The organism is Acinetobacter sp. V116_7 (assembly GCF_056735735.1).
The window spans coordinates 119,063-135,718 of the sequence record NZ_JBWZIF010000013.1; the positions used below are offsets into that span (position 1 = coordinate 119,063).

Below are 16,656 nucleotides of genomic sequence, written 5' to 3' on the forward strand. Positions count from 1 at the left end.
CAGTCGTGCTTTAGCACGACTTTTTCATTTAAGAAGAAAGCGAATGCGTTACCCTGCATGGAAATATTTACTGATTCTGGTTGTTCTGGTAGTCAGTACATTATACGCACTGCCTAGTCTATATCCGGATGAGCCCGCCGTTCAAATTTCCGGTGCCAAAGCTGGTACCCAAATTGATCAAAGTGTGGTGCAAAAAGCAGAGCAAATTTTAAAAACAGCAAATATTGCAAGTCACGATAATACTTTTACAAATAATGCTGCCCTCTTGCGTGTCAGCTCTTCTGAAGCGCAGTTGAAAGCAAAAGAAGTATTACGCCGTGACTTAGGTGATCAATATGTTGTTGCCCTAAACCTTGCACCAACCACACCGGAATGGTTGCAAAAAATTGGGGCAAAACCAATGAAACTTGGTTTGGACTTACGTGGTGGTGTCCACTTCTTACTTGAAGTAGATATGGACAAAGCCGTTGCCCAACGTATGGAAACTTCTGCCACTGATTTGCGTCGTCAGTTCCGTGAAAACAAGATCAAATTTAATAATCTTGCATTAACAAACAATGTAATCACTGTTCAATTTGCTGACAATGCTGACCGTGATGCAGCAATGGATTTTCTACGTCGTAATGGGAATGAATATACCCAACAGGCATTAGCAAGCTCTACAGGTTCTACTTTAAAGCTTACTTATACCGATGTACGTCGCCAAGAAATCCAGTCATATGCGGTAAACCAAAACTTAACAACATTACGTAATCGTATTAACGAACTTGGTGTTGCAGAAGCATTGGTACAAAGTCAGGGTAGCAACCGTATTGTTGTTGAATTACCGGGTGTACAAGATACAGCTGAAGCTAAACGTGTTTTAGGTCGTACTGCAAACCTCGAATTCCGTTTAGTTTCTGACTCAAATGATCAATATATTGACCCATATACAGGTAAATATAATGGTCAGCCTTTACCTCCGGGTACAGAAGTTTTTGCTTATGAGTCTTTAGATAGCGGTCGTCAACTTTTGTTGCAACGTAACCGTATCTTAACTGGTGAGCGTGTTCAAAATGCAAGTTCTGGCTTCAGCCAAGACTCTGGTGGTGCCGAGGTAAATATTACCCTCGACAGTGCTGGTGGTAAGCTTATGTCCGATGCAACTCGTAATGCTGTTGGTAAACGCATGGCGGTATTGTTCATCGAAAATAAGCAAAAAATTACTTATGTCACAGATCCTAAAACTGGTGCACAAACAGAAGTTCGTACTCCATACACTGAATCTGTAGTCATTAATGCTGCAACAGTTCAAGCCGTTTTAGGTTCAACTTTCCGTATTACCGGTTTAAGTTCTCCTCAAGAAGCATCAGAACTTGCATTAATGCTACGTGCAGGTGCTTTGGCTGCGCCAATGTATTTTGTTGAAGAACGTGTGGTTGGTCCAAGTCTTGGTCAAGAAAACATTGATAAAGGCGTATTATCAACTCAAATCGGCTTCTTGCTTGTTGCAATCTGGATGGTAGTTTTCTTCCGTCTATTCGGTTTAATCGCTAACTTTGCACTTGTTGTTAACTTAGCAATGATTTTAACAGTCATGTCATGGATTGGAGCTTCCCTCACCTTACCAGGTATTGCCGGTATCGTTATTACCATTGGTATGGCCGTCGATGCGAACGTATTGATATGTGAGCGTATTCGAGAAGAAATGCTCTGGGGAGCATCGCCCAAACAAGCCATTGTGGCCGGTTATGATCGAGCTTATAACACCATTTTTGACTCGAACTTAACCACGTTCCTCGTTGCTTTCATTTTGTTTGCAATTGGTACAGGTCCGATCAAAGGTTTCGCCGTAACATTAATGATTGGTATTGTGTGTTCGATGTTTACTGCAATTACAGTGACTCGCGCAATTGTACAAATCATTTATGGCAAACGCCGTAACTTGAAAAAGTTGAGCATTTAAGGAGATCGATGATGACTAAAGTGACTCAACAAGATTCAAAACAATATGGACGTCCGGATGATGCAAAAATCATCCCGTTCATGAAGATTGCCAAACCTGCGGCAATCTTCTCGATCCTGATTACATTGGCGAGTATTTTCTTTATTGTAACTAAAGGTCTTAACCTCGGTTTGGACTTTACAGGTGGTGTTTCAGCTGAGCTTAACTATGCTCAACCAGCAAACCAGTCTGACGTTATTCAAGCGCTCGACAAAGCTGGCTTTAAAGATGCTGTAGTACAGACACTTGGTAGTAATAAAGACTTACTTGTGCGTATGCCAGTACAAGAAGTTAAGGTTGAAGATCTTAATAACGCGATTACTAAGGCTGTACAGCTGCCAAACAATGCCGCAGAAGTTCATAAAGTTGACTCTGTTGGTGGTCAAGTAGGTAACGAGCTGTATGTTCGCTCTGCTGGTGCGGTTGCCCTTGCACTTATTTTAATGTTGATCTACGTGACGATCCGTTTCGAGTTTAAACTCGCGATGGGTGCCGTAATGTCTTTATTCCACGACATCATCATTATTATTGGTGCTTTTGCATTATTCCAATGGCCGTTTGACCTTACAGTTTTAGCTGCGGTACTTGCTGTTATTGGCTTCTCGCTTAACGATAACATTGTAGTGTCAGACCGTATCCGTGAAAATTTCCGTAAAATTCGCGGTGCGACTCCTCGTGAAATCGTTGATATTGCTTTAACCGAAACTTTACGTCGTACCATTCATACATCAATGACCTTATTGCTAGTCGTTCTAGCAATGATGTTCTTAGGTGGTGATGGTCTACACTGGTTCGCTGTTGCAATGTTTGTTGGTGTCTTTGTAGGTACTTACTCTTCAATTTATATCGGTACAGCTTTTGCCTTATGGCGTGGTCTTAACCGTCAGGACTTCATCGTTCAGGTTAAACCTGAATTTGAAGATGACATTCCTTAAGTTGGATAAAGTAAGATATATAAAAAAACCGCGATTCATTCGCGGTTTTTTTATTTAAAACATATTATTTACGGCGCAATGCATCCGAAATTGCTTCAACCAACTGTTGAGAAATTTCTTGTTTAGATGCTTTTTCTAACTCACGTTTTTTCATGTGATAGTTCTCAGCAAAGAAGACCGTCATCGCATTTTCATCAGAAGCAAAACCAATATCTGCTCGTGACACATCATTACATGCAATCATATCGAGCTTTTTAGCGACCAGTTTTCCTGCCGCATATTCTTCAACATTTTGTGTTTCAGCGGCAAAGCCCACCATAAATGGACGTTTTTCCTGACCAGCAATGGTTGCCACAATATCTGGATTTTTTACAAGGGAAACATTCAACTCATCCCCTGCCTTCTTAATTTTATGCTCGGCAACTTCTGCTACGCGATAGTCTGCGACTGCGGCGGTTGCAATGAAGATATCACAGCCTGTTTCTAACGAATCCATACTGATATCTAACATCTGTCTTGCAGAAGCAACATTTACTCTTTTTACACCATTCGGTGTATCTAAACTTACAGGCCCAGCAATTAAAGTCACTTGTGCACCAGCAGCGTAACAAGCAGCCGCTAAAGCAAAGCCCATTTTACCAGTACTGTGGTTCGAGATATAACGAACAGGGTCAATTGCTTCACGTGTTGGCCCAGCAGTAATCACAACTCGCTTACCTGCCAATAACCCAAATTTTTCAGCAATTGCACGTTGAGCCTGATGGAAATAGCCAGCCACTTGCTTAGCAATTTCTTCTGGCTCTGGCATACGGCCTAAACCAACATCACCACACGCCTGCTCACCAGCATCTGGCATGATCACATGCACGCCATCTTCGACCAAGGTTTGTAAATTTCGTTGTGTAGCTTTGGCCGCCCACATTTGCTGATTCATGGCAGGCGCAACCCATACAGGAGATTTTGTTGCCAAAAAAACTGTACTGAGCAAGTCATCTGCTAAACCATGCGCAAATTTTGCCAAAGTATCGCAACTTGCAGGCGCAACCAGTAATAAATCAGCCCAACGTGCTAATTCAATATGTCCCATTCCAGCTTCAGCCGCAGGGTCTAAAAGTTCAGTATGGACAGGATTACCAGAAAGAGCCTGAAAAGTTAGTGGGGTAATAAATGCCTGAGCACCATGTGTCATGACCACACGCACATCAAAGCCATAATCTTTGAGGCGGCGGACTAAGATGGCACTTTTATAGGCAGCAATTCCGCCAGTAACAGCTAAAACGATGTTTTTATGAGGAATAACACTTAGATCAAAGCTCACGAACAGGATACCTTACTGTTGCAGTGGCGCTCACAATAGCATTAAATACGCGCAGACCCAAGATTGATTGGGCAAACAAAATAAAATTTTAAGCGAATTATGCTGGGGAATATGAATACTTCTATTAAAAATTGGCCCGAACAAGAGCGGCCAAGAGAACGGTTATTACAACAAGGCCCTCAAAGTCTCTCTGATGCTGAGCTATTGGCGATTTTTCTTCGCTCAGGTTCAAGAGAACATTCAGCAGTCGAATTATCACGTTTACTCATTCAACATTTTGGTAGCCTAAATGCAGTATTTGATTCATCGTTAAGCGAATTAACTCAATTTAATGGAATTGGAGCAACGAAATATTCTCAATTACTGGCAGTCAAAGAACTCGGACGACGTTATCTCAATCATCACTTTCAGAAGAATAATCTTAGTCTTCACTCTTCTGATTTAGTTTTAGATTATTTACGCTATGAATTAAAAGGTGAAAAACAAGAAGTCTTTGCCGTGCTGTGTCTAGACCCAGAATTAAGAAAGCTCCATTTTAAAAAGCTATTTTTTGGTTCAATGCAACATTGTGCGGTCTCGGTCAATCAAACCTTACGCTACGCCTTGCAACAACATGCTTGTCAGCTCGTTATTGCACACAATCATCCATTTGGTTCAGCACAGCCTTCTGCTGAAGATATTGCCTTAACTCAACAACTAAAAAATGCATGCAAGCTTGTCGAAATACACCTCTTGGATCATTTTATTATTTCTCCAGAAGGAAGCTTTTCATTTGCTGAACAACAACTGCTCAACCCCGCAACAATATCAGTTCAATAATATTGACAAAGCTTAACTAAGCCTAGAAGATCAAAACAAAAATAGTGATGCTTAAAATAAAATGATTGTTCGTGATCAACCTAGTATTTTCAAAGTTTTATTCTCTTGGCGAGGGACGATTTTACCCAAAATTCTCCCCTCCTTAGGGTTTGTTATGTTGATCTCAGCAATCATTGGTGGCGTGGAATATATTAACCTTTATCGCTTTCCAGAAATTCCTTTAGTTGGCTTTACTCTCATTGGTGTCGTGCTTTCTATTTTCTTAGGATTTAAAAATACTGCATGTTATGACCGTTGGTGGGAAGCCCGAAAATTATGGGGTGTTTTAATTGCAACTTCGCGCCATTTTGACCGTGACTGCCGAATTTTGACTCAGGCCCGCCGTGAACGTGTCATTCAACATGTGATTGTTTTTGCTAATGTGTTACGTGATCGTTTACGTCGTCAGACTGCGAACCCAACTGAGTTAATACAAACCAGTGGTATGAGCCAGCAAGCACTCACCCAACTCTATCAGCAAAATAATGCCCCTCAGTACACGCTGAGCCTCATTCACTGGGAATTATTACAAGCACTTAAAGAAGGTGAAATCTCTGACATCATCTATGCACAGATGAATAAAAATGTTTCAGATTTAAGTGTTGTGCAAACTGGCTGTGACCGAATCGCCAACACACCTATTCCATTTGCTTATTCAGTTTTGCTCAATCGCACTGTCTATTTTTTCTGTTTTATGTTGCCGTTTAGCCTTGGTTCATTGCTTGGTTTAGCCACACCTTTACTAGTTGGAATTTTGGCATATACATTCTTAGGACTTGATGCACTAAGCTCGGAAATTGAAGAGCCTTTTGGTACTCAAAGCAATGATTTACCTTTAGATGCCATGGTGCGTAGTATCGAAATTGAACTTTTAGGAACGCTAGGCAAACCGACACCACCTCCAATTCAAGCTCAAGATAATAACTTGCTCTAAGCGCTATTAGAGAAAACGCTCCCAAACACCTTGCTGATTAGACGTTGGTTTAGGTGTATTTCCCAATTTAATCCATGGCATATTTTCACCATGAAAGTCACTGCCAATCGATACAGCTAATTGATATTGCTCAATCATCCGATCAACCATCTGGCGAGTAGATAACGTTTCCATAGGTGGAGGTAGCTCAACTGCATCTCCACCTGAAGTTGCAAACAACTCAATTAAATATCGAATGTTAGTTGCAGATAAATCATAACGAGTTGGATGTGCTAAAACCGCCAGCCCTTTACTTTCATGAATCACATCAATTGTTTCTTTTAATCCTAACCCTTCAAACTTAACAAAGGCACGTCTTCCCTCTTTTAAGAAACGATCAAATGCCTGTTGAGGACGGGTTACTACATTCTTCTCGACCAGTGTTTTAGCAATGTGGGTTCTTGTCATTCGATCGGCCTGATTTTCCACTTTGGCAAGAACATCTTCATAGATCTGAAAACCAATACATTTTTCTAATAAATCACAAATGACTTTAGCTCTTTGCGCTCGTACTCTTTTTTGTTGTTCTAATGCTTCTAAAATTGGTGCTTCATCTTGCATGTTTAAAGCAACAATATGTACACCATAACTCTTTTTGGTTGTTGGGCGTGACCACTGACTCGAAATTTCCGTACCAGAAATGATTTTTAAATCATGACCTTGCGCAGCAATTCTAGCTCGCTGCAATCCGTCCATTGTATCGTGATCAGTTAAAGCCAAAGTATGCAAATTCACATCAATAGCAGCTTGCACCAGTAATTCCGGAGACAAAGTTCCATCAGAAATATTGCTATGTGTATGTAAATCTATGCCTTGCATCTTTTATACTATGCCATTCACCAAACCTGATCAGATACTCTAACATGAAAGCACTTCTGGACTTTGTTCCATTAATTATTTTCTTCTATTTATATAAAACAGTTGATCCAGCTAACGCACAGCATCCTTTACTTAAACTGATCGGGTCTGCTGGCGGTGCAGATAATAATAATATTCTTGTAGCAACTACTGGTCTAATTATTTCAATGCTCGTGGTATATGGTGCTCTATTTATTTTCCAAAAGTTCCGTCTAGATAAACAACAGTGGTTCGTGTTGTTTATGACTGTGATTTTTGGTGGCATCACGCTCATGCTAAGTGATGACTTCTATATTCGTCTGAAAGCTGCAATTTTAAATTTGGTTTTTGCAGGCGCATTCTTGGTTTCACCTTGGTTTGGTAAAGACCGTAAGCCACTCATACGACGTTTATTTGATCCTATTTTAGAGTTAAGTGAAAAAGGTTGGAAAAATCTAAACTTCGCTTGGGCAGTCATGTTTGTAGTGATGTCTTGTTTACATGTGTTCTTCGCATTTTTATTTCACGGCGGAAAATATTGGGGCGAATTTACTGCATTTGGTGACATGATTGTGATGTTTTCATTTATCATTATTCAGTTCATTATTTTACGTAAGCATTTTAAGTCACCAGATGCTTAAAGTGGTTCCTGATTAATTATAGAGATACGATTACATGCCTTTTTTTGTTCTAAGCTGTACCGATAACGAAGGAACTTTAGAGAAACGCTTAGCAGTACGCCCTCAGCATATCGAACGTCTACAAAAACTCGATGATGAAGGCCGCCTTGTTACAGCGGGTGCTATGCCAAAAGATCCTAATGATCCACAAGCAGGCTTCTATGGCAGCACCATGATTGTTGAATTCGACAGTCGCGAAGCATTAGATGAATGGTTAAAAGAAGAACCATTTCTCAAAGAAGGCATTTATGCCCATATTGATGTAAAACCGTTCAATAAAGCATTTCCAAAAGGGTAATCGCATGCAGCCTGCAATCAAAAGCTTTCTTGGCTTGTGTTTGATATGTTCAACTGCTGGAGCAGTTGAACCTGCTGCAACACCAGCAACACCTCCTCCAAGCGCGCCTTCAACTCAGGCAGCTAAACCCGCTCCTACAGCACCAACTGGTGTAAAAACAGCGACTACAGCTCAACCACTTACAGCTGAACAACTCGTAAAGAATAAACAACAGCAAGATGCGAAAATCAAAGCTCTAGTTCAAGATCAGGCATCTCGCTTAAAACAGTTAGAACATGCCAATCTTGAAGCACTCGCTCAGAACCAAGAGCTACAGTTAAAAAACGACAGCCTCTCTGTTCAGGTTCAAGTCTTACAAAGCGAACGTAGTGCGCAAATGTTTTTATATGGCGCGGTTACCTTAGCGGGTGGCGTATTGCTAGGATTCTTTATTGCTAGTTATATCCATACAAAACGTCGACGCCAGTGGTAAATCCAAGCAATCTATTAAACTAAATGAACGTATCAAACCGTATCCAAACAGCAGAACTGGATTGGGAACTCATCGATGGTATCGAGGTTCCCATTTCCAAACAATTTGGTGATGTCTATTTCTCCAAAGATAATGGCTTACTTGAAACACGACATGTTTTTCTAAATGGTAATGACTTATCAGAACGCTTAGCCAATCTAAAAGATTTTGAATATTTCAGTGTAGGAGAAACCGGTTTTGGTACGGGTTTAAACATTCTTGCACTCTGGCAACTTTGGCAACAAGTTCGTCCAGACAATCAAAGTCATTTACATGCAATTAGTGTTGAAAAATTTCCCTTAAGTAAAGCTGACCTTATTCGTGCTTTAAATGTCTGGGATGAGCTTAAACCACTTGCAGAGCAGTTAATTAAACAATATCCGCTCCCTATTGCTGGATGTCATCGCTTAACTTTTCCAAACGAGCGTTTTAGCATCGACTTATGGCTAGGAGATGCACAAGACATTTTCCCAAGCATAGCGAAAACTAAAGCAGTAAATGCTTGGTTTTTAGATGGCTTTGCACCCTCTTGCAATCCAGAGCTATGGGAACAAAATGTTTTAAACCATATTGTTCGTCTTTCAGACTATGGCAGCACATTTTCCTCTTTTAGTGTAGCGGGTGTTTTAAAACGTGGGCTAAAGGCGCACGGTATTACTATTTCTCGTCCACGTGGTTTTCGGCATAAACGGGAAATGCTCAAAGCAATCTGGAATCCACCTCAATCTGATGATGAATCCTCACAATTAGACCAAGTTCAGTCATTGGGTAAAGAACAGCAGCATATTGCGATAATTGGGGCCGGTGTAGCAGGTTTAACTACGGCGTGGGCATTTGCAGCACGCGGGCATCAAGTCACCTTATACGAGCAAACAGAAGCATTATCTGGTGCTTCTGGAAATCCTTTGGCATTGCTTAATCCTAAACTATGTCCGATTGAACAAAGCCATGAACATCTCATGACTTTAAGTTGGCAACATGCTTTAAATTTTTATAAAAATTTTCAAGCATTCCGTCCACTTCAAATACAACAAATCGCATTGAAAAATGCAGATGAACTTCTCGATCTTGTAAACCAATATCCAGCAGAAGTTGTTACCCATTCAACAAACTCACTTGAAACTGCATATTCTAGTGTTTCACTGACCGAAGCGGGTTCTGTTTCACCACATCAACTACGTGATGAAATTTTACAACACCCTTTAATTGCTCTAAAAATTGCCCATGTCACAGCACTGGTTCCTTTTGAAAATAAAGTTCAATTGCAGGCTGATAATGAAGTTATTGCTGAAGCAGACCATGTTGTTGTGTGCTGTGCTCGGGGAAGTGCTGCTTTATTTGAAAGCTATCCACAGTTAAAACCAATACGCGGACAAGTGAGCTGGGTTAATAATTCTTTTGCTCCCCTACCTTTAAATGAAGCTTATAGCTATGGTGGGTATTGTATGCAACTTGATGCTTCACAGATAATTTTAGGTGCATCTTTTTACCCAAATCGTGAAGATCAAGATGTGCTTCCCGAAGACCATGTGCATAACTTTGAATTAATCCACAGCGTATTCCCTGCATATGCAGAAAAGTTACCATCAACTTCGACGTGGCAAGGCCGTGCATCTATCCGTGCACAAAGCTTAGATTATTTTCCTCTGGTCGGAAAAATGCTTGAGAATAGTCGAATTGCTACTTTTGCGGGTCTTGGTTCTAAGGGCTTTCTATTTGCTCCTCTATGTAGCGAGATCTTGGTTGCCCAGATATTAGGAGAGGCTTGCCCAGTACCGGACAGTTTATTACAAAAACTGAATCCGCAAAGATTTCAAAAAAAAGTAAAACCTAAAAAGCCGTATTTCAAACCGCAATAGTTCTCTTCAATAAAAAAGCACCCTAAGGTGCTTTTTTTTATGCGCCCTGCTCTAGAGGCAAGCCAGCATCACGAGCTGCACGTGTCCCCCCCATCAGCACGACATATTCACGCGAGGCATCCAATCCTTCTAGTTTCTCAGCTGCACGAGGAGCTTTGCTACCACCACCACATAAAATATAAATCGGCTGACCCGCAGAGACCTGGTTCAAAATATCAGCATTCAAATCATTAATCGGGCGATTCACCGCACCTTTAACATGCCCTTCTGCATAAGCATTAGTATCACGGACATCCCAGATAACAGCATTTTCTGGGAATTCAAATGTTGTAATTTCTTGTTTACGGATCATTGTGCACTCCTTTGATGTAAACAACACTTGGCAAATGAAGAAAACCCTCTTAGCATCTCAAATATTCTTTCACTTTGTAAAGGTCTAAACTATGCCTTCTTTCGATATTGTCTCTGAATTAGAGTTATTTGAGGTTAATCATGCTGTACAAAACACACAAAAAGAGATTGCAACACGCTTTGACTTCCGTGGTCATGATGTTTCAGTCGAAATAAACGAAAAAAATAAAGAAATTAAAATCAGTACAGAAAGCGATTTTCAGTGTGAACAAGTTTATAACATGTTAGAAAATCACTTTTATAAACGTAAAATTGATGTACAAGCACTTGATCCACAAAAAGCCGCTGCTTCAGGCAAAAATTTTGTACAAGTGATTAAACTTAAAGACGGTCTTGACTCAGATACTGCAAAAAAAATTAATAAAGCCATTAAAGAAAGTGGCGTTAAAGTGCAATCTTCTATCCAAGGCGACAAAATTCGTGTAACAGATAAAAAGCGTGACACTTTACAACAAGTCATGAATTTTTTACGTGAACAGCAATTTGGTGTGCCATTACAGTTTAATAACTTTAAAGATTAATCTCTTTTCGTGACATTCAAAGCTAAGGTAATTCCATGTCTCAATCCAATCGTCTATCAAAACTGGTAAAAGCGACTTCCAAATTCCCTAAAGGTATTCGGAGCACGCTTTGGAGCAAGGCGTTTGGTCGTATCGTGCCAATGGTGGGTACAGCAAATATCCGCTATCTGGAAGTAGACTCAAACCACGTTACTGTCCGTTTAGAAAACCAGAAAAACATGCAAAATCATATTAAAGGAGTCCATGCTGCGGCTATGGCTCTTTTAGCAGAAACTGCAACAGGTTTTCTAACGGGTTTACATATTCCTGATAACCGCATTTTATTAATCAAATCATTGCATGTAGATTATTTAAAAGTGGTTGAAGGCGGTTTGACTGCTACAGCAACATTGTCTGCTGAACAGCAAAAGTTTATTGCAGCTAATGAGAAAGGTGAACTTGTGATTCCGGTTACAGTCATTGATGATGCAGGCAATGAACCAATCCAGTGCCAAATGCTGTGGGCATGGTTACCTAAACGTAAGAAATAATAACTAATCTAAAGTACTTTTAGATTTTTATTTGCCTCAAGATATAAAAACTATTTTTTGTATCTTGAGGTTAAAAATGAAAAAAATACTGATTCTTTCCTCTTTATTTACCAGTTTAATATGTACAACAATAACGACTCATGCGACTGAACCTAATCTTAAAACCAGTAAATTAACTTCGACTAAATCCGAAGCAATAGATAAATTAAGCGCTCAAAACAAAAGAATAGTCATCGACTTTTATGAAGGCGTCTTTTTAAAACATAAAGTCAAAGAATATGCAGACCGTTATATTGGTCAACAATACATTCAGCACAATCCTAATGTGCCAGATGGGAAAGCACCTTTCGTTAATTTCTTCACTGAAAAATTTCAAAAGAATCCACAAGCTAAAAATGAGATTAAACGTGCGATTGCTGAAGGTAATCTTGTCATTTTACATGTCCATTCGACTGAAAATGAAAAAGATCGAGGAAGAGCGATTATTGATATATTTCGTGTCGAAAATGGAAAAATCGTAGAACATTGGGATGTGATACAAAATATTCCTGAGCAAAGCAAAAATACCAATACGATGTTTTAATTCTAAAAATGAGTTCTTTATCTAAATTAAAAATCAAAGCCTGAATACTGATATTCAGGCTTTCTACGTTTTATTGAGTATCTAAAAACTTTTGTCTTGCTTCTTCTGGTATTTGACGCTTATTACCTTTTACATCCACTGCTACAAAGGTAAAGACTCCTTCAGTAATACGTATTGGCTCACGAGAGTCATCATGACTATCCCAAACTTCAATTTGCATCTGAATAGAAGTATTTCCAACTTTTAAGATTTTGGTATAGCAGCTAATGACAAAGCCAACCTTTACCGGAACCAAAAAGGTCATTTGATTAATGGAAATCGTAGCACAACGGCCACGACTGAAACGTTCTGCGTGAATTGCTCCAGCCAAGTCCATTTGTGACACAATCCATCCACCAAACACATCACCACTCCAGTTTGTATCTGCTGGCATGGCAATCGTTTGTAAGGATAAAATTCCTTCTGGTTTGGTATAAGCTTCTGACACCTTAGCTCCCGAAATTCGTTTGAAGTTGTTGATCGAGCCACTGCTGCAATTCAGGCGCACGTAATGCACCGCTAATACGCGCGACCTCTGTCGTTTTATTCATTAAGACAAGTGTCGGAATACTTCTCACATGAAAAGCTTGGCTCAAGCGAGGAGATTCTTCGGTATCAATCTTGGCAAAAATAACGCCTGGATTCTGTTTTGCGACCTGCGCAAAATGTGGAGCCATCATTTTACAGGGTCCGCACCATTCTGCCCATAAGTCTATGAGAATGGGTAAATCACTATTCGTGATGTAGTTACTAAAATTTTGCTCATTTAGTTCAATAGGTGCAAGCGGTAGTAATGGCTGATGACATTGCCCACAGCTTGGTTGCTCAGGAAGTTTTTCTTCCGGAACTCGGTTTTTAGCACCACACGATGCACATACAATAATCATTTACATCACTCCTATATGCTGATGTAAAAATTCTAATTGGGTTATCACTGCTTTTTCAAACCATGAACCGTGATAGATATCAAAATGTTTCATATCCCACTCATGATAACTCACAAAAGGTGCAATATTTGTCGCAGCTTCGCGACTGGACTCAATAGGAATAAGTGAATCTTTTTGGGCTGCAATAAATAAAACCGGAATATTAATCTGACGTACAACCAGAATTGGACGGTATCGCATCAAATTAAAAAAGACGCGAGCTGGGACTTCCCCACTCCAATAATAATCAGGATTTACAATCGATAGATAGCCATAATAACTATCTGCTGTAGGCATAAAGCATAAATTATGTTGATCAACCACAGGTAACCTCTTTGGATTAAGCCCCATTTTTGATCCCATATAATCCTGACTCGATAACTTCAATGCTTGAGGATAACGTTGCAAAGGATAGAGCTTTGCAGTTTCAGCGCCATCTACATAAGGAATTTGTACTAAGATTGCCTGAATATTCTTTAATTCAGAAGCTAAGCTTAGCGCATATCCGCCACTTAGAGAAGTTCCCCACAGCACAATCCTTCGGTTGTCTACAAACTTACAGGTCGAAGCATATTGAATAACGGTCTTCCAATCTTCTAATTGGGAATTGATTGAGACCATTTCTCTAGGCTTGCCAGTACTCCCCCCCCAATATCGATAATCAAACAAAATAACAGCATAACCTGCTTGAGCGAACCGCTGAGCGTATTGAATTAGTTTAAATTGACGCAACGCAGCAAAACCATGGGCCATAATAATTACGGCAGATTTCTTATTTGTTTTAGGAATATAAAAATCAGCTGCGATCGTTTCCTGACCACATGGAACATATAAAGGCTCAACCGTATAAGCGTGCATATGTGCTCCGTTGAAATAGAATATGAATAACCAATTTTAAAATAGCGCGATGATCGTTTTTAAAATTTATAACTTAGCTATAAGACATAACTTTCTCAGTCAGAACAACACAAGAGTGTCTTGTATCTCAGGTTAAGCTTAATGCTATGATACAGCATAAGAGGTTTTGTTAAATTTTGGAGTGACGAAATGTCAGATAATGTTGGTTTCGCAGGTCAAATTGGTCCAGAGCATGTTGGCCAAGTTGTAGAAAAAGGATTTAAATCGATTATTAATAATCGACCAGATATGGAAGGCGGCCCAGAACAGCCTACAAGTGCTCAAATTGAAGAAGCAGCACGCCAAGTAGGTCTAGACTATGTTTATCAACCTGTTGTAGCTGGACAAATTACAGAACTCGATGTACGTACTTTTGCTAATCATTACAACGAGTTGCCAAAACCTATACTTATGTTTTGCCGCACAGGAAACCGTTCAAATAATCTATATCAATTAGCAAAACAAATGGATTTATTAGACGACTAATTTTAAGAAATTAATATTCCATGAAACCCTATTTCTTCCTTAAAGTAGGGTTTTTCGATAACTTATTTTGCATATCTCTGCACGAATTCAACAGAACTAAAAATAATATTGATCTAAAGTATTTAAATCTTTTTTGAATCATTTATTAATTTTTATGAATAAATTTATATTCGCTCTTTTAAGCTGTTTAATTCTTACAGCATGCTCCTCAATGCAAGTAAAACCTACGGTTGGAGTAACTATGGGTACAAGAATTTAACCATGTTATTAATGGTATAAGTATTGAAAGTCAGTCTACTAATCAAAATGGAACTGTTTCAACCACTTTAAAAACACCTTTTATGCAAAAATTTACATTTTAAAGCTAAATAATTAGAACCAAACCCTCTGTTCAAGAGGTTTTTTCTATATATTCTAAATATCTATTAAAATAGCTTAATGACAATGTTCGATATTATTATCATTGGCGCAGGTACTGCTGGTATTAGCGCATATAAAGAAGCCATTAAACATACCAATAATATTTTAATTATAAATAATGGACCATGGGATACCACTTGTGCTCGTGTAGGTTGCATGCCAAGTAAAGTCCTCATCTCTACAGCAAACCGTATGTTTGACATTCAAAATGCTCAAGAGGTTGCTTTGGATGTATCTGCAAGAATTAATACAGATCAAGTGATGCAGCATGTACAAACTTTACGTGACCGTTTTACACAAGCAACATTAAAAGATGTAGAACAATGGCCTGCAGAACATAAAATTTCTGGTAAAGCACATTTTATTGATTCACAAACTATAGAAGTTAATGGGCAACAGTACCAATCAAAAAGTTTTATTCTTGCTGTCGGTTCAACTCCTAATTATGATCAAACCTGGAAGAAAGAACTTGGTAATCGGCTTATAACAACAGATCAAATATTTGAGTTAAAAACACTGCCTCAATCTATTGCTGTCATTGGAAGTGGTGTGATTGCTCTTGAGATTGCTCAAGCAATGCATCGTTTAGGTGTAAAAACTACAATCTTTGCTCGTAGTAAACGGATTGGAGTACTTACTAGTTCTAGGCTTCAACAACTTGCACAAAAAGAGCTAGGCAAAGAGTTAAAAATTCTATTCGAAACTCTACCAAATGAAGTTAAATGCAGTGAAGAAAACGTTGTATTAACTTACCAACTTAATGAAATAGAGAAAATTCTCAAAGTTGAATATGTTTTAGCAGCAACAGGCCGTACAAGTTTAATTAATACTTTAAAACTAGAAAATATTGATAACTCTTTTAAAGATATTAAATTATTACCTATAAATGCAAAAACCAAGCAGTTAGATACATATCCGATTTTTATTGTGGGTGATGCTTATACCTCAACACCACTGCAACATGAGGCAGCACATGAAGGAAAAAAGGTTGTTTATAACTGTTTGAATTATCCACAAGTTAATTCAGTTAAGACGCTTACTCCATTAGGAATTGTATTTAGTCATCCTGAAATGGCGATCGTCGGGCAAAGTTATAAGCAATTAAAAGATAACGGTATAGACTTTATTACAGGTGAAGCCTCTTATGAACGGCAAGGAAGAGCTATAGTTCTTGGGAAAAACAGAGGTGCGATTGAGGTTTATATAGAGAAAGAAAGTCAAAAACTTCTTGGTGCTGAATTATTTACAGAAGCAACAGAGCATATGGCTCATCTATTAAGCTGGATAATAGGTGAAGAATTGACTTTAAATGATATTCTAGAAAAGCCTTTCTATCACCCTACTCTAGAAGAAGGTCTTCGCACTGCTTTAAAACATGCTCGCAGACAGTTGAAATAATCAATTTAGAAGAGTTCCCTTAATAAAAATCTGGCTCTTCTATACATTAAATTGTTTTCATTCATTCAATTCTCGCACATAAGGAAACACCCCGGTTTCTTTCGAGACCGGGGTGTTAGAATAATGAGCTGGCGATGACTTACTCTCACATGGGAAACCCCACACTACCATCAGCGCTAAGAGGTTTCACTT

The 16,656-nt window shown here is 39.1% G+C and carries 20 protein-coding genes; 14 read left to right on the top strand and 6 right to left on the bottom strand.

All coding sequences use genetic code 11. From position 1 onward, the window contains the following. Positions 1 to 43 precede the first annotated feature (43 nt). Together secD and secF are read left to right on the top strand one after the other, a co-directional pair. Entirely contained in the window at positions 44 to 1,945 is a 1,902-nt protein-coding gene (secD, locus tag AC1PJP_RS04480; RefSeq protein ID WP_013196834.1) for a protein translocase subunit SecD, read from the top strand. A gap of 8 nt (positions 1,946 to 1,953) precedes the next feature. Further along, positions 1,954 to 2,919, top strand: a complete 966-nt coding sequence (secF, locus tag AC1PJP_RS04485) for a protein translocase subunit SecF (protein ID WP_013196833.1) — start codon at positions 1,954 to 1,956, stop codon at positions 2,917 to 2,919. Between the two features lie 64 nt (positions 2,920 to 2,983). Here the strand turns inward: secF and coaBC are convergent, their stop codons facing one another. Further along, on the bottom strand, positions 2,984 to 4,237 hold the full coding sequence (gene coaBC, locus AC1PJP_RS04490) for a bifunctional phosphopantothenoylcysteine decarboxylase/phosphopantothenate--cysteine ligase CoaBC (protein ID WP_009389455.1): 1,254 nt from the start codon (positions 4,235 to 4,237) through the stop codon (positions 2,984 to 2,986). Between the two features lie 99 nt (positions 4,238 to 4,336). Between coaBC and radC the strand changes: the two genes are divergently transcribed. Both radC and AC1PJP_RS04500 read left to right on the top strand, forming a co-directional pair. Next, positions 4,337 to 5,056 carry a RadC family protein gene (gene radC / locus AC1PJP_RS04495; protein ID WP_192836097.1) on the top strand — a complete coding sequence of 240 codons (720 nt, stop codon included), beginning with the start codon at positions 4,337 to 4,339 and terminating at the stop codon, positions 5,054 to 5,056. Between the two features lie 61 nt (positions 5,057 to 5,117). Further along, positions 5,118 to 6,029, top strand: a complete 912-nt coding sequence (locus AC1PJP_RS04500) for a bestrophin family protein (RefSeq protein ID WP_005309531.1) — start codon at positions 5,118 to 5,120, stop codon at positions 6,027 to 6,029. Positions 6,030 to 6,035: 6 nt separating this feature from the next. Here AC1PJP_RS04500 and AC1PJP_RS04505 read toward each other — a convergent pair whose 3' ends face one another. Then, a complete protein-coding gene (locus tag AC1PJP_RS04505; RefSeq protein ID WP_479766579.1) occupies positions 6,036 to 6,887 on the bottom strand; it encodes a PHP domain-containing protein in 852 nt (283 codons plus the stop codon). Between the two features lie 44 nt (positions 6,888 to 6,931). Here AC1PJP_RS04505 and AC1PJP_RS04510 point away from each other — a divergent pair, with 44 nt between their 5' ends. From AC1PJP_RS04510 to mnmC, 4 genes are read left to right on the top strand one after another with little or no spacing between them, the layout of a single operon-like run. Next, positions 6,932 to 7,546, top strand: coding sequence for a septation protein IspZ (locus tag AC1PJP_RS04510; RefSeq protein WP_174743592.1), 615 nt, complete (start codon positions 6,932 to 6,934; stop codon positions 7,544 to 7,546). A gap of 34 nt (positions 7,547 to 7,580) precedes the next feature. Continuing rightward, complete coding sequence (locus AC1PJP_RS04515; RefSeq protein WP_005309522.1) at positions 7,581 to 7,883, top strand: YciI family protein; 303 nt, start codon at positions 7,581 to 7,583, stop codon at positions 7,881 to 7,883. A gap of 4 nt (positions 7,884 to 7,887) precedes the next feature. Continuing rightward, on the top strand, positions 7,888 to 8,355 hold the full coding sequence (locus tag AC1PJP_RS04520; RefSeq protein WP_013196830.1) for an SH3 domain-containing protein: 468 nt from the start codon (positions 7,888 to 7,890) through the stop codon (positions 8,353 to 8,355). A gap of 23 nt (positions 8,356 to 8,378) precedes the next feature. Continuing rightward, entirely contained in the window at positions 8,379 to 10,253 is a 1,875-nt protein-coding gene (gene mnmC, locus AC1PJP_RS04525; protein WP_479766580.1) for a bifunctional tRNA (5-methylaminomethyl-2-thiouridine)(34)-methyltransferase MnmC2/FAD-dependent 5-carboxymethylaminomethyl-2-thiouridine(34) oxidoreductase MnmC1, read from the top strand. Positions 10,254 to 10,290: 37 nt separating this feature from the next. On the opposite strand, the gene AC1PJP_RS04530 is transcribed toward mnmC, so the two are convergent. Beyond that, a complete protein-coding gene (locus AC1PJP_RS04530; protein WP_002116171.1) occupies positions 10,291 to 10,605 on the bottom strand; it encodes a rhodanese-like domain-containing protein in 315 nt (104 codons plus the stop codon). A 91-nt stretch (positions 10,606 to 10,696) separates the two neighbouring features. On the opposite strand from AC1PJP_RS04530, the gene AC1PJP_RS04535 reads away from it, so the two are divergent. From AC1PJP_RS04535 to AC1PJP_RS04545, 3 genes are all read left to right on the top strand, one after another. Then, positions 10,697 to 11,185, top strand: a complete 489-nt coding sequence (locus AC1PJP_RS04535) for a YajQ family cyclic di-GMP-binding protein (RefSeq protein WP_004789065.1) — start codon at positions 10,697 to 10,699, stop codon at positions 11,183 to 11,185. A 35-nt stretch (positions 11,186 to 11,220) separates the two neighbouring features. Then, complete coding sequence (locus AC1PJP_RS04540) at positions 11,221 to 11,715, top strand: DUF4442 domain-containing protein (protein WP_004789063.1); 495 nt, start codon at positions 11,221 to 11,223, stop codon at positions 11,713 to 11,715. A 76-nt stretch (positions 11,716 to 11,791) separates the two neighbouring features. Next, positions 11,792 to 12,298, top strand: coding sequence for a nuclear transport factor 2 family protein (locus AC1PJP_RS04545; RefSeq protein WP_479766581.1), 507 nt, complete (start codon positions 11,792 to 11,794; stop codon positions 12,296 to 12,298). A 70-nt stretch (positions 12,299 to 12,368) separates the two neighbouring features. Here AC1PJP_RS04545 and AC1PJP_RS04550 read toward each other — a convergent pair whose 3' ends face one another. The 3 genes from AC1PJP_RS04550 to AC1PJP_RS04560 are packed head-to-tail and all read right to left on the bottom strand — an operon-like array spanning position 12,369 to position 14,121. After that, positions 12,369 to 12,785: an acyl-CoA thioesterase gene (locus tag AC1PJP_RS04550; RefSeq protein WP_004789061.1), complete on the bottom strand. Its 417-nt coding sequence runs from the start codon at positions 12,783 to 12,785 to the stop codon at positions 12,369 to 12,371. Position 12,786: 1 nt separating this feature from the next. Continuing rightward, a complete protein-coding gene (trxC, locus tag AC1PJP_RS04555) occupies positions 12,787 to 13,224 on the bottom strand; it encodes a thioredoxin TrxC (protein WP_003655112.1) in 438 nt (145 codons plus the stop codon). Next, the gene (locus tag AC1PJP_RS04560) at positions 13,225 to 14,121 is read right to left on the bottom strand and encodes an alpha/beta hydrolase (RefSeq protein WP_479766582.1); all 897 of its coding nucleotides are present in this window, start codon (positions 14,119 to 14,121) and stop codon (positions 13,225 to 13,227) included. Between the two features lie 189 nt (positions 14,122 to 14,310). On the opposite strand from AC1PJP_RS04560, the gene AC1PJP_RS04565 reads away from it, so the two are divergent. From AC1PJP_RS04565 to AC1PJP_RS04575, 3 genes are all read left to right on the top strand, one after another. Continuing rightward, positions 14,311 to 14,646, top strand: coding sequence for a protein tyrosine phosphatase family protein (locus tag AC1PJP_RS04565; protein ID WP_016143035.1), 336 nt, complete (start codon positions 14,311 to 14,313; stop codon positions 14,644 to 14,646). Between the two features lie 154 nt (positions 14,647 to 14,800). After that, a complete protein-coding gene (locus tag AC1PJP_RS04570; RefSeq protein WP_371864353.1) occupies positions 14,801 to 14,905 on the top strand; it encodes a lipoprotein in 105 nt (34 codons plus the stop codon). Positions 14,906 to 15,090: 185 nt separating this feature from the next. Further along, positions 15,091 to 16,464: a dihydrolipoyl dehydrogenase gene (locus tag AC1PJP_RS04575; protein ID WP_479766583.1), complete on the top strand. Its 1,374-nt coding sequence runs from the start codon at positions 15,091 to 15,093 to the stop codon at positions 16,462 to 16,464. Positions 16,465 to 16,656 lie beyond the last annotated feature (192 nt).